This window comes from Chryseobacterium sp. AC405b, assembly GCF_979258685.1.
Window position 1 is genome coordinate 2,529,809 of the sequence record NZ_OZ409877.1, and the last position, 13,612, is coordinate 2,543,420.

Genomic DNA, 13,612 nt, shown 5'->3' on the forward strand with positions numbered 1-13,612 from the left:
AAATAAAGTGAAAGGTTTTCCGGATATCCGGAAAACCTTTCACTTTATTGGATTTCAATCAGTCTTGGTTGCCGTGCCAGAGCACTTTCTTTTTTCGGAATAGTGAGCATTAAGACACCATTCTCATATCTTGCCTCAATATTCTCATCGTCTACAACATCTTTTGAAAGTTCGAAGCTGCGCTGAAAAGACTGGTAACTGAATTCCCGGCGGGAATAGTTGCCGTTGTTTTCTTCCTGTTTATCTTCTTTTGATGATGAAATAGTCAGCAAGTTTCCATCAAGAGTGATGCTGAAATCTTCTTTCTGCATTCCAGGTGCGGCAACTTCCACTTCAAAAGCTCTTTCAAGCTCTTTGATGTTAACTGATGGCAGCGTTGTGCGGGAAGCAGAAAAGTTATTATTACCCCAATTAAACAGTTCGCGGTTGAAAAAATCGTCGAACAGTGAACGCGGATTGGCAGGGAGTAAACTGCCGTTGGCTCTTTTTACGATCGTTGTCATAACAAACAAATTTTAAAGGTTAAACAATATTTAAATGATCTCATTTTTCCAATACACCAACAATATACCATCACGCTGAACAAGAAAAAATGTCAAGGTCATACTTCACATTATTCCAAAAATGTCATTTTGTAATGTCAGGGCCGGAAAAAATGTCACTCGGCATAAATTAAATAATCAAAAAAATTGAGTCATTTCATTACACCAGATACCTTACCACGGAATTATCATCTAAGTTTACCGATGTCCCTTGTTTTTAACAATGCCTTAATTAGAGGCAGTTCTATACTTTTTAAATTTATTAAAGTTTAATGTCTTCTGCTTTATCCATTGAACTGAAATATCAAAAGGTTCAGTAATGTTTTGAGAGGATGTATTGTGTCCTAATGTTGGAAATAATACATACTCGAACAGTTTACCTTGAACTTTAAGGATGTTTAACTGCTCTATGCATAATTTTACGGGAATTTGTATATCTTTTTCTCCATAAAGCCAAAGTCCCGGAATTGAAAGAGCATTCAAAGAAATTTTTGGGTCAGTCGCTACGAATTGATACTTGTCCGGGTCATTTTTAGTATGTTCACTAGCATCTTTATCTGTATGATTTTCCCAAAAATTATTATTTTCATTCGTATAAAACTGAAATCGAAGTTGTTCTAAAGTAGTTACCGTAGGACAACTAAATAAAACCATAAATTCAATTTGGGGGTTCTTGCTAGCAGTAATAGGAATTATCCATCCTGCCTGACTAAATCCAACTAAACCAATTGGTGTATTTTTATCTTTCAAATGGGTTCGGAATATTCGTACTGCTTCACTTGCATCGTCAGATAATAAATTAAGGTTATCAGGGTCAATATTATTCGTGCCAACAGATGGTCCAACATATACACCTCCAGACTCTCCAACTCCACGTTTGTCATAGGTCAATACAGCAATACCTTCTTTAGCAAGACGTTTTGCGAACTCTGTTTCTCTTTTTACAGGGTCTGACCCGTGAACAATTACAACAGCTGCGAATGGATTTTCAGGCTTTAAAATTGAACCTGCTAGAGTAATACCCTGGCTTTCAAACTTAACATCTTGAATGGTAAAATTAGTTGATTGAGAAAAGACCGTGCCTGGTAAAGTTATTAATACTAGCCAAAGAAATAGGGTACGAAAAAGGTTATTGTTCATTTTAGTTAATTAGGAGTTTTATTCAAAGGGTTTCGTTAGCATTTCCTGAACGTTCAAATTTAAGTATTTTATCAATCTGAATTATGTAACTTTCAGCAAGCTACTTATGTCGTAATATAAAATTTTATTATTAATTGAATATAATCGTTTGTTGAGATGAGGTTCTTCTATCTTCAATATATTTCACACTCACAATTTTATCTCGAATACATTCAGTTTTATTTTTCCGGTCAACAAACACGTCATCTGAAAGTCTGTGAAAAAATTCACTTTCAATTTTGATGTTTTGTTTAATTAGTAGGAGGTAAATTATCTGGAATTGATACCATTGTTAGGGCACAATTTTATATTCTTTATTATTAAGTGTTTGGAAGCTTGGAAGTTGGCATCAAAACCGGATCAGTTATTATTGCTTTTCCAAGTTATTAAAAAAAATATGAGGAGTGGTTGTCAAAAAAAGGAAAAGACTGAATCAATTTAATTACATCAAAATTTTAGTTTAATCAAATTGTTTTGAAATTAGAAGCTGAGAAATATAAATTGCATAAATTACTTTTATATTGATATCTTTAATCAAAATAATTATTTTGAAAAACTATTACTTTATCTACACCTTTTTTTTATTTCAAATTCTTACGGCACAATCAAATGTGATCAAAGTTGACACATTAAGGGATACTGATTTTTCTTCATTAAAAAACAAAGCATTCTATGAAGTTGATGATGCGTCGAAGCTGAAATTTTTCATCAATAAAAGCGATAAAAAATATAAAATGATATACACCTTCACAGATTGGTGTAAACCGTGCCGTGAAAAGTTTCCAAAGATTCTGACTTTTGAAAAAGACTTCAAAGAAATACTGGATGTCTTTTATCTTACAGATATTTACAGAACATCTTCTTTTAAGAGCACGGAGAATTATCTTGGTTCAATCAACTGTACTTCACCTATTTTTACAATTACGGACAACGATAAGAATAAAAACAGAAAAGGTAAATACGAGTATTTCGTTTATAATGCTGAGAAAAATAAAGAAAGTAAATCTGATCGGTATACTTTTTTCACACAAAATCTTGCTCCCAAACATTGGTTTTATGGCTATTCACTTGTTGTAGTTTATGATCAAAATGATAAAGTGGTCTATGCTTCAATGTATAATGAAACCCATCAGCAAGTTTACGATAAAATAAAATTAATACTTGAAAGCTAAAATTCTTACGTAGAATTCATTAATGAACAACGTCAGTTAACAAACACTTTGATCAGCGTTACGGGAAATATAGGGTCAAGAAAGATGATTCTTTTTTCTCTTTTTCTTTGTAAAACCTACTTCAATCGTCATAGGACCTTAAATTAATGAGCTTTTCGCCGAACTGTATTAAGATTATTCCAACAAGCGAAAAAGCAGCTAGAAATATGGTTTAAGAATACTGAAAATACAATCAGAATAAATCCTTATTAATGAAGCTGATAAAAAGTGGAAGACTAAACGATAAAATAGCAATAATCAACAACCCTTTTAATAAGTTCAGAAAGACATTACGGAAACAAATGGGGCAGATTTTTACCAAAGCAATTACGTCAGAGATTATTACGGATCTTTCGGTTTCAATATCACTTACAAATTTGGGAATCTTAGAGACGAGATCAAAAATATGAGAAGAAAATTGAAAATAATAATCTGACCGATTAGATTAGCTGTTTATAGCAGTTTTTTCTGGTTTTTATTTTATTGGTTTCAAATTAATTTAGACAGAAGATTGCCATAAGTATGAATCTATATACGTTAACAAAGGCTCCACTTATTTCGTATGAATCCTACAGCCTAATCCAGAGTTTAAGAGTTTTTTAAGGTAGCCTTAAAAACAGAGAATCTTTATGTAAGACAACTGAGTGCTTTGGTTTTTTTGTAAATGTTGAAATTATTCCAATTTTTATTTAGGGGTCATTTCAGTGAGAATTTTTTTGCCGTTTTCATTATTAGGATTTAGATCAATGGATTTTCTGTACATTTCAATTGCTTTGTTTCTATCACCCATTTTCAGTAAGATTTCCCCATAGCTGTCATAGGCATTCCAACTTTTCGGAAATAAATGAACATTGAGTTTGAAAATTTCCAAAGCCTCCTTTTGTTGGTTATTTGACATCATGCGGTATGCCCAATTATTCAGTTCATCTTCTTTGGGATCAAATTCCGGATTTGCATTTTGTTCTTTTTTTACAAATTCAATAGCTTTATTAAATCCTTTTTCCCGCAGATTTTTTCTTAAATAGGTTAATGGATCGGCTTTCACTATATCGGGGTTGTAACATCCTGCTATTTCCTCGATAAAGTCTTCAGGAGAACTTCCTGCCAGGTTGGTCAGGATGATGATTGCAAGATTATCCTCCGGATACACCAGGATTGCTGATCTGTTTCCTCCTGACATTCCAATCGCTTTATGATTTTTCCGAAGTTTTGCGATTCCCCAGCCACGTGCCCAATTGCTAGGAGCTCCATTATTGAACGTGCTTGGCGACCACATCATATTCAATGTTGATGACTTTTTAAATAATTTACTGCTTTGCAAAGCGATCAGCCAGTTCCCAATATCTTCAGCACTACTGTTGATACCCGCTCCTGTTCGGGTGAAGTCAGGGAATTCTGTGTAGGTATTGGTAAGTTTCGCTTCATCTTTTCTTCCGTCAAAAAAGGTATTGTAGCGATAAGATGGTGCATAGTTAGGAATAATATCTCTTGAGTCTCCAAATAACGTGTTTTTAAGATGTGCAATTCTAAACTGATTTTCATCAAAATTTTTTTGAAAAGTTTTTTGAGTAATTTTCTCAATAATTTTCCCCAACAAATAGTAATTTGTCTGATTGTAGCTGAATTGTTCTCCTGTTTTAAATTCCAGAGGAAGAGCCTTGAGTTTCTCCCAAATTGCTGCCTCCGTTTTTAAAGGTCATATATTCCCGGTCATAGGATCAAGAAGTTTCAGGATCTCCGGTAATCCGGAAATATGGGTCAACAACTGATCTACCGTTATTTTTTGCCATTCAGCCGGAATATCATCCAGATATTTACTGATCGGGTCATTCAATCTGATTCTATTCTGTTCGACCAACTGCATTACGGCAACGCCGGTGAAAACCTTCGTGTTGGAATTGATAGGAAAGATGGTCGTATTGCTTACAGGAATATTGTACTGCAGATTTGCTATTCCATAGGATTTGCTTAAAATGATTTTCCCTTTTTGTACAACTGCCAGTTGCAGTCCCGGGATTTTTCTTTCCTTCATTTCCCGGTTAATGATTTCATCAACACCGGGGTTTGTTTGCTGTGCAGCAAACTGTAGTGAAAATAATAGTAGTAAAAAGTAGATTCTCATAATTTTGAGACAATCATTACTGACTTTTTATTACGTCATGAGAAAAAAAGGGGAATAATTTATCATTATTTTATTTTTAGGCATATCGTGGGAGATAAATTCATTAAGCCATTTAATTCTTTCCCTAAGTTTTAGTAATTTTGAAGGACACGTCTGGATCCTATGTAGAGAGGTACTTGGCTGTATCGCAGAACATTCTTTCTTGTTTATTAATATATAATAAGCGGATTATAATTCAACTAGACTGATTCCATTTGAGGATACCTGATTTTCTATAGCAAATATATTCCGGTGTCCCTGCGGAAAAAATCTTTTTGGGTATCCGTACAGCGGAGCTTTTAAAACCCTCCGCAAAAATATTTCAAGGTACCATCAATGTTTTTTTTTATTGTTTTCAAGGTATTGATTGCAGTTCTCTTTTTGCCTGCCTAATGGTCATTTGCATAGAAAAGTCAGAAACGTCACAGGATGCAAATGCAGTTCATTAAAATTTAGATCCTTATTAATTCTCTTTTTATAATCAGCTGATATGATTTTATTATAAATCAATTCGCGTGATCGAATACTACATAAGCTTATTACGTATGACAATTAAGTAAAAGAATAGAAAAGGTCAAAATTTCCTTTAATCTGCAAATGACAGAATCAACAGGTTTTTTTAAATGTAAGTTCGGCAAAAACAGGTGTCCTATGGCTTTAAATAATACAAATATAGCCAGCGTTATTGCCTCAAAAATTTGGGATTTAATATTTTTTGCCAGTTTCGATCATCCATCTTTTTAATTTCTGCATTAATTTGCCAGTTTAAAACTTCTATATTCAGGTATAGTACCAACTTGAATTTCCGAAAAAGTACTATGCATTGAATAGTTGTTTATTTTATTTACGATTTCATAATATTATTACATAATATTTATTACTATCATATTCTTTTGTACATAAATAATTAGTATTGAATAATAATTAAAGTATTGATATTATGATTGATTATTCAATAATAACAGGCTGTTAATACAATTTTAAATATGTGTTAAATTTCACAATATTTAAGCGTTTTTTCACAATTCTACAATGCCAGAAAGGAGTAATTTTGCACTCGGAAACTTACTAAGAAACAATTAAACAATTTTAAATGAAACAATTCGTGATGGGCTCGTTAGCTCTACTAGGGTTCGCAACAGTTAATGCTCAAAATGTAACATTAAATGTGAGACTGAAGCCAATTCAAACTTTGGTTGTAAACAACGCTCAAAAAATCGTAAACCTTGACTACGTAACAAAAGATGACTATGCCAATGGGGTAACTTCTGTTAATGCAGATCACTTAAACGTATTCAGTACCGGAGGTTTTCAGGTAAAAGTAAAAAGTGCTAATGCAGCCATGCAGAATGGTGGAAAAAATATTCAGGCAAACACAATCCAGATTAAAGCAACTGCAGGATCTGAGGCTGTAACCGGAGCTCAGTATTCACAAAACGTGCAGTTATCAGCTAACGAATCTACTTTGGTGACATCTACAACTGGTGGTGTAAACAAAAAAATCAGTATCGAGTACAAAGGTGCCGGTGCTAATGCATACCTTGACAACTATATCGCAGGTCAGGATCCTACAGTATATACTACTGAATTGACCTACACGATCGTAAGCCAGTAATTGTCTTCCGATCAAAATTAAAAGTGTCGTGAGAAATTGTGACACTTTTTTTTATTAAAAAATACTTCTATTACCTTTATTATCCAGCAAATTCAATTGATGTACAAGATCGAATATCTACGAATATTAAATCGATTCATTGCCGGGTTACCTGTTTTGGGTTTCTACAAATTACTGATAAGGGTTTTAAAGAGCCTAATAGGAGCAACACCATTATTACTTGGCGAAGGTAGTTCGGTTTCACAACTCATGTTTAACGTTTTGCAAAGCTTTTGCTCCCATCATATCAGCCTCATTTTCTAATTTGGGGTCATCGTTGATATTTACCTCAGCTGTTGCAGGCAATGTAGGCTTGATCCTTTCTTCCTTTTGTTGTACAATATGCCAAGCTTCATGAGGCAGGTGTTTCTCTTGGTCGGAATCAATATGAATATCCGAGCCTTCAGAGTAAGCATGCGATTCTAACTGGGCAGGAAGAGCACTATTGTAATGTACTTTAACGTCATCCATTGAATGACCTGAGAGATTCTCTATCCTTGATTTTAAATGATCAGGCAGACCTGTCGTGTTTTTTTTCATTTGAATCGAACTAGGAAATATTTTGAGAATATAGTCATTTTAAAAATTGGAAAAGAAAAGTAAAAGATTAAGAATAATTTACATTGTTAATTTCTGATCTGCGTAATCTTAAATTTACAGAACTGATGTCGGTGCTTTTCCAAATTTCTTTTTAAAAGCATGTGAAAAATGGGAGAGGCTTTCAAAGCCTAAATCGAGATAAATGGAGGATGGCTTTTTCTTTTTATCTTCTATCAGATGTCGGGCTTCATTCAGTCTTTTGTCTTGTAACCACTGACGGGGCGGCATTTCAAAAACTTTCTTAAAATCCCGCTTAAAACTTGCGAGGCTTCTACCTGTCAACTGGGCAAACTTTTCAGTGGTCACATTGAACTGATAATTACTGACCATAAATTTTTCAAGGTCTATTTTATAAGGCATAGAAAAATTAAAAAGAAAGTTGCGAAGTTCAGGTACCGCAAGAAGCAATAATTTGACAACTTCTTTTACTTTTAAAATCCCTAATTCATCTGTCATTGCTGCTCCTGAGTTCCTCGCATACGGAACAATGGATTGGAAATATCCCTGCAGGAATTCGTTGGACGGAATCAGAATATTTGAGGGACCATGGTATTTTCTTTCGGCTTCAAACTTTTCTTCTAAAGCTATTTTTCGCAAAAGATCATCTTGCAGAGAAATCACGATCGTTTCATAATTTCCTCCAACAACCGGAGTTTTGGTTAGAGTTCCTAATTGATTTTTACCGATCAGCAGCATTTGCCCTCCCGTCATTGAGATGTTTTGAACGGAAGTTTCCAAGATCAGTTTCCCCGACACCTGTAGTATAAGGGTATGCTGATTCCAGATACATACTTTCTCTTTCCGCTCTGTGGAGAGGTAAGAATAGAATATGACACCGGGAAGGATTTCTGATGGACTTTCCATTTATCGTTGTAGATACGTGCCGCCTTGGATAGCACCTATTGCAAATGTAGTATTTAATATGTTAATTTCTTCGGGTGTGAATGTGATATCCATCGCTGCGATATTTTCCGGTAGTCGGGATCTGCGGCTCATGCTTACCAATGTCATTATATAATCACCTTGTTCTTTTACCCAAGCGATTGCCAGTTGAGTTGGTGTACAGCTTTTTACATTAGCTAACTGTTTCAGAACTTCAACTTTTTCCAGATTATGATTTAAATTTTCACCTTGGAAACGGGAAAAATGATTGCGGTAATCGTCATCTGGAAGTGGTGCCTTTAGTTCGCCGGTCAATAATCCTTCCGCTGTATTGGCGAAAGCGATGATGCCAATTCCTAATTCTTTTGCTGCCGGAAGCAACTCGTTCTCTATCTGGCGGTCTGCCAGAGAATAGCCGATTTCCAAAGCACTGATCGGATGAATGCTGTTGGCTTTGCGAAGCTGATCAGCATTAATTTCTGATACACCAATATAACGCACTTTACCTTCTGTAATTAGATCTGCAACCGTTCCGATGATGTCTTCCACAGGAACGCTGCCGTCCATACGGCTAGGCTGATATAGGTCGATGGTTTCAATTCCTAAGCGGGTAAGCGAATAGTTGACAAAATTCTTGATGGCAATAGGTCTCAGATCCATTCCCAGCCATTGACCATTGTGGAAAACAGCACCAAATTTTACACTGATAAAAGCATCGTTACGTCTTTCTTTGATGGCTTTTCCAATGAGCATTTCGTTATGACCGGCACCGTAAAAGTCTCCGGTATTTAAGAAATTGATTCCACTATCTAAAGCTTCATTGATTGTTGCGATGCTTTCTGTCTCGTCAGGAGTTGGGCCGCCCCAAATAGACGACATACGCATACAGCCTAAACCAAGATTAGAAACCAAAGGACCGTTTTGGCCTAACTGGATTTTTTTAATTGTTGACATTTGATTTGTTTTAATGATAATACAAAGGTCAGTATGTATGGAGTATTTTACTTTCGTGTGTGGCTCAAATTAATTGCTTGTACAGCTCACTTACTTTATGGAAAGATCGATTAGTGGAACTGATCTATCGGAAGGAAGGATAATTATCACTCAGTGCCAGATGATAAGGTTACTCTTAAAAGTGAATTATCCTTTTTACTTAATCAAATGACCAGTTGATTTACCGGATGATTTAGATTTCTAATCGTTCAGCATACTCGTTCTCACTGGTATTTTTTAAACATTTGAAAATTAGACTACAACAATTACCAATTGGGCTACTTTTCATAGAGCGACAATCCAGAATTTTGTGCTTGAGATTTAAGTCGGTCTTGGAAACAATTATAAAAAATTAATTATGCAAAAGAGAAAATTAGGAAATAGCGGATTGGAAGTTTCTGCATTAGGTTTTGGCTGTATGGGTTTAAACTTTTTGGATGGTAAAGGTCTTGATAAAAAAGAAGCCATTACTTTACTACATAACGCAGTTGAAAGAGGTGTCACATTTTTTGATACCGCAGAAGCCTACGGACCTTACACCAACGAAGAATTGGTTGGCGAGGGATTAAAGCCCTTCAGGAAAGACGTCGTGATTGCTACAAAATTTGGTTGTAAAGATGCCAGTCCGGCAATTGGTTTAGACAGCAGACCCGAAACAATCAGGGCAGTAACCGAAGCATCTTTGAAAAGATTAAAGACAGATTATATTGATTTGTTGTATCAGCACAGAGTTGACCCTAATGTTCCGATAGAAGATGTTGCCGGAATAGTGAAAGACCTGATACAGGAGGGCAAAGTAAAATACTTTGGTTTATCGGAAGCAAGTGCTAAAACGATTCGAAAGGCACATTCAATTCAACCGGTGTCAGCATTACAAAGCGAATATTCTCTGTTTTGGCGTGAACCGGAAGATGAAATTATACCAACCTTAGAAGAATTGGGAATTGGTTTTGTTCCTTTCAGTCCTTTAGGAAAAGGCTTCCTCACAGGGATCATCAATAAAAAATTAGAGGATATCGACCGTAGAAATGTAATTCCCCGTTTCACGGAAGAAAATATAAAGGCCAATCTGGTTTTAGTGGAAGCACTTTCGGAGATTGCTCAGCAAAAAAATATTTCAACCGGACAATTGGCGTTAGCTTGGCTGTTGGCTCAAAAGCCGTGGATAGCACCCATCCCCGGAACAACAAAACTGAATCGTTTGGAAGAAAACATTGCCAGTACAAATGTTGTATTAACGGCAGATGAACTGGTAAAAATTGACGAGACAGTCAATGGGATTACGCTTTTAGGTGACCGCTATCCGGAATTTTTAGAAAAACAAATAGACAAATAAAAACCAACAGCAATGCAAAATATTACAGGAAAAGTTATAGCCATTACTGGGGCTAGCAGCGGAATGGGTAAAGCCATCGCTATAGAATTAGCCGGAAACGGTGCAAAGATAGTTTTGGGTGCACGGCGAACGGAACAATTACAAAAAATTGTTGAAGAAATTAACAGCAAAGGTGGTGAGGCTACCTTTGTTCAAATTGATGTAAAGAATAAAACCGATTTAGTTCACTTGGTCAATACAGCAGTTGAGCAATACGGAAAATTAGATGTTATCATCAATAACGCAGGTGTTAGTCAGCTAAGCCGCATTGATGAATTGGATATTGATGGTTGGGAAGAAATGATAGACATTAACCTCAAAGGCGTTTTGTATGGGATGGCAGCTGCAATTCCGGTTTTCAAACAACAACAATCGGGGCATATCATCAACATTATCTCAACGTCAGGAATAAAGATTACGCCAATGCAAGGGGTTTATGCAGGAACCAAAAATGCCATTCGCACGATTGCAGAAGCGTTTCGTCAGGAGTCGGACGGAAATATCCGCATTACAGGGATTTCGCCCGGATTTGTGAAAACAGATTTTGCGAACAACATCAAAAACGAAGAAATGAAAACAGCAATTCAAAAAGGTATGGAAGAAATTGCTATTGATCCTTCAGCCATTGCCAATGCTGTGATTTATGCGATAAGCCAACCAAAGGATGTGGAAATTGGTGATATCGTGATTCGTCCGTCAAAACAAAATTGATTACATTCGTAAACGAATTATGCAACAACCATCTGACATCAATCATATTCAAAGTATATCGCAATTGGTGCGTGTGTTGGGATTTCCTTCGCCTTTGCACCCATTGATAACACTGGTTGACTACAACAATGTTCCGACGGATAGGTTTCCAAGGGGGCAGAAGGTAAGTCTTGATTTTTACAAGATTTCCTTTAAGTCTACTTTCACAGGAAAAATAAAATACGGACAGGGCTATTACGATTTTGAAGAAGGCGGATTGGCGTTTTTGAAGCCAAAACAGATTGTTTTTCCACCGGAAGACCTGGAAAGCTATGAAGGGATCGCTTTGTATTTCCATCCGGACTTTATCCGAAATTATCCGTTAGGAAAAACAATCAATCAATTAGGATTTTTCTCATACGATGTTTCAGAAGCTTTATTTTTATCTGCTAAGGAAAAAGAAATTATAGCTAATTTATTTACTACGATAGCCAATGAATTGGACAATAATATTGATAGTTTTAGCCAAGATGTTCTGGTGTCACAAATAGAATTGTTATTGAATTACAGCAATCGTTTTTACAACAGGCAATTTATTACAAGGAAAGCTGTCAACCACGACATCATCACTTCTTTGGACAAACTTTTATACAGGTATTTTGAAGAGAGAAAAGTCTGCAAAACGGATTGCCATCCGTGAAATATATCAGTACGGAATTAAAGCTGTCACAACGCTACCTGAGTGATATGCTGAGTTCATTGACAGGAATGAACACGCAACAATACATTCAGAACGCCATCATAGAAAAAGCCAAAGAAAAATTATCAACGACCAATTTATCTGTTTCAGAAATTGCCTATGAACTGGGCTTTGAGCATTCACAATCGTTCAGCAAATTGTTTAAGACTAAGACGAATGTTTCGCCTTTGGAGTTCAGAAAGTCTTTTAATTAAGATGTCAAAAAATTATTTACTTTTCTTTCTTACTATTTTAGGTTTATCATTAATTTTGAACTGATCGCTTGAATTATTTGATTAACTACTACATTATTTAGAACACTAATTAATTCCTTAAGTGTGTCTGCATATTTTTGACCAAATAATTCTTTAATAAAACCAATAGCTATACCGTGAGATTGTAGTAAATTTAACGCTTTCTTGCTTAAATCATCAACTATTCAATACCATGAATAACCCAATCAGATTTACTAACTCTGATGCAATGCAAATTGCTCCAGGCAGTCAGGAACAATGGGATAAGCATAAAAAAGATATACAGGATATCGGTTGGTTTTTTGATTACATCAAAAGTCGTTTTGGCTAAATCTGTTATCTGAAGTTGCAGCAACTTTGTTTCAATCAAAAAAGAGAAAATGGAAAACCATATTAAAAATTGGACAGCTTCAAATATTCCTCAAAGAAATAACGATTTAGCTGTAATAACTGGTAGTACAGAAGGTATTGGTTACGAAGATGCATTGGCATTATCTTCTGCGGGTTGGAACGTGATTGTTATGGGACGTAACCCTCAAAAAGGCGCTGAATCAATTGCTAAGATTCATCAGATTAATCCAACGGCAAAAGTGAGTTTTGAAAAAATAGACCTTGCAGATCTATCCTCAATAAAAGCTTTTGCTTCAAGAATGATTGCAAGAGACGAAGCCATCCATCTGCTCATCAACAATGCCGGCGTAATGACACCACCAAAACGATTGGAAACTGCCGATGGCTTTGAATTGCAATTCGGTACCAATCATATGGGTCACTTTGCATTGACAGCACAATTACTTCCTTTGCTTCGTAAAGCACCCAACGCTCGTGTTGTTACCGTTTCAAGCGTAGCCAATCGTAACGGGCAAATTAATTTTGATGACCTTCAGTCACGATCTTCGTATATTCCGGGGAAAGCATATAGCCAATCAAAAATTGCGAACTTAATGTTTACTTTGGAACTTCAGCGACAAAGTGAAAAGCACGGTTGGGGCATTACAAGTATTGCTTCACATCCGGGTGTTTCTCGAACCAATCTATTGATAAATGGTGCCGGGAAATGGAGTGTTCCTGGAATTATGCGAAGATTTTTTCCGTTTTTATTTCAGCCACAATCACAGGGAGCATTACCCACTTTATTTGCAGCCACTTCGCCGGAAGCTAAAGGCGGATTGTATTATGGACCTGACAAAATGAGCGAGACCCGTGGCTTTCCATCTATCGCAAAAATCCCTGAACAGGCAAATGATAAAGAAGTCGCTAAAAAATTATGGGAAGTATCACAAAAGTTAGCAAAGGTTGAGTTTTAGCATTTTGATAAAATTTAAAAGAATT

Annotated in this window: 14 protein-coding genes and 1 pseudogene; 8 read left to right on the forward strand and 7 right to left on the reverse strand. The window is 35.7% G+C overall.

The annotated features are described in order from the left end of the window. Positions 1-44 precede the first annotated feature (44 nt). Positions 45-503, reverse strand: a complete 459-nt coding sequence (locus ACZZZA_RS12115; protein WP_463432083.1) for an Hsp20/alpha crystallin family protein — start codon at positions 501-503, stop codon at positions 45-47. 267 nt (positions 504-770) lie between these two features. Next, positions 771-1,682, reverse strand: a complete 912-nt coding sequence (locus ACZZZA_RS12120) for an alpha/beta hydrolase family protein (protein WP_463432085.1) — start codon at positions 1,680-1,682, stop codon at positions 771-773. A gap of 587 nt (positions 1,683-2,269) precedes the next feature. On the opposite strand from ACZZZA_RS12120, the gene ACZZZA_RS12125 reads away from it, so the two are divergent. After that, a complete protein-coding gene (locus ACZZZA_RS12125) occupies positions 2,270-2,893 on the forward strand; it encodes a hypothetical protein (RefSeq protein ID WP_463432087.1) in 624 nt (207 codons plus the stop codon). A gap of 724 nt (positions 2,894-3,617) precedes the next feature. Here ACZZZA_RS12125 and ACZZZA_RS12130 read toward each other — a convergent pair. Further along, a complete protein-coding gene (locus tag ACZZZA_RS12130; protein ID WP_463433774.1) occupies positions 3,618-3,833 on the reverse strand; it encodes a tetratricopeptide repeat protein in 216 nt (71 codons plus the stop codon). A gap of 195 nt (positions 3,834-4,028) precedes the next feature. Further along, positions 4,029-5,054: pseudogene (locus ACZZZA_RS12135) on the reverse strand (serine hydrolase domain-containing protein); the annotation flags it as partial. A gap of 1,132 nt (positions 5,055-6,186) precedes the next feature. Here ACZZZA_RS12135 and ACZZZA_RS12140 point away from each other — a divergent pair. After that, positions 6,187-6,708, forward strand: a complete 522-nt coding sequence (locus tag ACZZZA_RS12140) for a hypothetical protein (RefSeq protein WP_463432089.1) — start codon at positions 6,187-6,189, stop codon at positions 6,706-6,708. A gap of 240 nt (positions 6,709-6,948) precedes the next feature. Here the strand turns inward: ACZZZA_RS12140 and ACZZZA_RS12145 are convergent, their stop codons facing one another. The 3 genes from ACZZZA_RS12145 to ACZZZA_RS12155 all read right to left on the reverse strand — a co-directional run bounded on the left by ACZZZA_RS12145 (position 6,949) and on the right by ACZZZA_RS12155 (position 9,183). Then, the gene (locus tag ACZZZA_RS12145) at positions 6,949-7,287 is read right to left on the reverse strand and encodes an eCIS core domain-containing protein (RefSeq protein ID WP_463432091.1); all 339 of its coding nucleotides are present in this window, start codon (positions 7,285-7,287) and stop codon (positions 6,949-6,951) included. Positions 7,288-7,401: 114 nt separating this feature from the next. Next, positions 7,402-8,211: a helix-turn-helix domain-containing protein gene (locus ACZZZA_RS12150; RefSeq protein ID WP_463432093.1), complete on the reverse strand. Its 810-nt coding sequence runs from the start codon at positions 8,209-8,211 to the stop codon at positions 7,402-7,404. Continuing rightward, complete coding sequence (locus tag ACZZZA_RS12155) at positions 8,212-9,183, reverse strand: aldo/keto reductase (RefSeq protein ID WP_463432095.1); 972 nt, start codon at positions 9,181-9,183, stop codon at positions 8,212-8,214. Positions 9,184-9,580: 397 nt separating this feature from the next. Here ACZZZA_RS12155 and ACZZZA_RS12160 point away from each other — a divergent pair, with 397 nt between their 5' ends. From ACZZZA_RS12160 to ACZZZA_RS12185, 6 genes are all read left to right on the forward strand, one after another. Beyond that, a complete protein-coding gene (locus tag ACZZZA_RS12160) occupies positions 9,581-10,558 on the forward strand; it encodes an aldo/keto reductase (protein WP_463432097.1) in 978 nt (325 codons plus the stop codon). Positions 10,559-10,570: 12 nt separating this feature from the next. Then, a complete protein-coding gene (locus ACZZZA_RS12165; RefSeq protein ID WP_463432098.1) occupies positions 10,571-11,308 on the forward strand; it encodes an SDR family oxidoreductase in 738 nt (245 codons plus the stop codon). 19 nt (positions 11,309-11,327) lie between these two features. Beyond that, a complete protein-coding gene (locus tag ACZZZA_RS12170) occupies positions 11,328-11,987 on the forward strand; it encodes a hypothetical protein (RefSeq protein ID WP_463432099.1) in 660 nt (219 codons plus the stop codon). Next, positions 11,984-12,241 (forward strand): helix-turn-helix domain-containing protein, encoded by a 258-nt coding sequence (locus tag ACZZZA_RS12175; RefSeq protein WP_463432101.1) that lies wholly within the window; start codon positions 11,984-11,986, stop codon positions 12,239-12,241. Before ACZZZA_RS12170 ends, ACZZZA_RS12175 begins: the two co-directional genes overlap by 4 nt. A 232-nt stretch (positions 12,242-12,473) precedes the next feature. Then, positions 12,474-12,611 (forward strand): hypothetical protein, encoded by a 138-nt coding sequence (locus ACZZZA_RS12180; RefSeq protein ID WP_463432102.1) that lies wholly within the window; start codon positions 12,474-12,476, stop codon positions 12,609-12,611. Between the two features lie 49 nt (positions 12,612-12,660). Beyond that, positions 12,661-13,587, forward strand: coding sequence for an SDR family oxidoreductase (locus ACZZZA_RS12185; protein WP_463432103.1), 927 nt, complete (start codon positions 12,661-12,663; stop codon positions 13,585-13,587). Positions 13,588-13,612: the final 25 nt, after the last annotated feature.

Bases quoted from the DNA above. Each gene is read 5' to 3' on its own strand.
- ACZZZA_RS12115 (WP_463432083.1), bottom strand. From the start codon at position 503: ATGACAACGATCGTAAAAAGAGCCAACGGCAGTTTACTCCCTGCCAAT.
- ACZZZA_RS12120 (WP_463432085.1), bottom strand. From the start codon at position 1,682: ATGAACAATAACCTTTTTCGTACCCTATTTCTTTGGCTAGTATTAATA.
- ACZZZA_RS12130 (WP_463433774.1), bottom strand. From the start codon at position 3,833: ATGATGTCAAATAACCAACAAAAGGAGGCTTTGGAAATTTTCAAACTC.
- ACZZZA_RS12140 (WP_463432089.1), top strand. From the start codon at position 6,187: ATGAAACAATTCGTGATGGGCTCGTTAGCTCTACTAGGGTTCGCAACA.
- ACZZZA_RS12145 (WP_463432091.1), bottom strand. From the start codon at position 7,287: ATGAAAAAAAACACGACAGGTCTGCCTGATCATTTAAAATCAAGGATA.
- ACZZZA_RS12150 (WP_463432093.1), bottom strand. From the start codon at position 8,211: ATGGAAAGTCCATCAGAAATCCTTCCCGGTGTCATATTCTATTCTTAC.
- ACZZZA_RS12155 (WP_463432095.1), bottom strand. From the start codon at position 9,183: ATGTCAACAATTAAAAAAATCCAGTTAGGCCAAAACGGTCCTTTGGTT.
- ACZZZA_RS12160 (WP_463432097.1), top strand. From the start codon at position 9,581: ATGCAAAAGAGAAAATTAGGAAATAGCGGATTGGAAGTTTCTGCATTA.
- ACZZZA_RS12165 (WP_463432098.1), top strand. From the start codon at position 10,571: ATGCAAAATATTACAGGAAAAGTTATAGCCATTACTGGGGCTAGCAGC.
- ACZZZA_RS12170 (WP_463432099.1), top strand. From the start codon at position 11,328: ATGCAACAACCATCTGACATCAATCATATTCAAAGTATATCGCAATTG.
- ACZZZA_RS12180 (WP_463432102.1), top strand. From the start codon at position 12,474: ATGAATAACCCAATCAGATTTACTAACTCTGATGCAATGCAAATTGCT.
- ACZZZA_RS12185 (WP_463432103.1), top strand. From the start codon at position 12,661: ATGGAAAACCATATTAAAAATTGGACAGCTTCAAATATTCCTCAAAGA.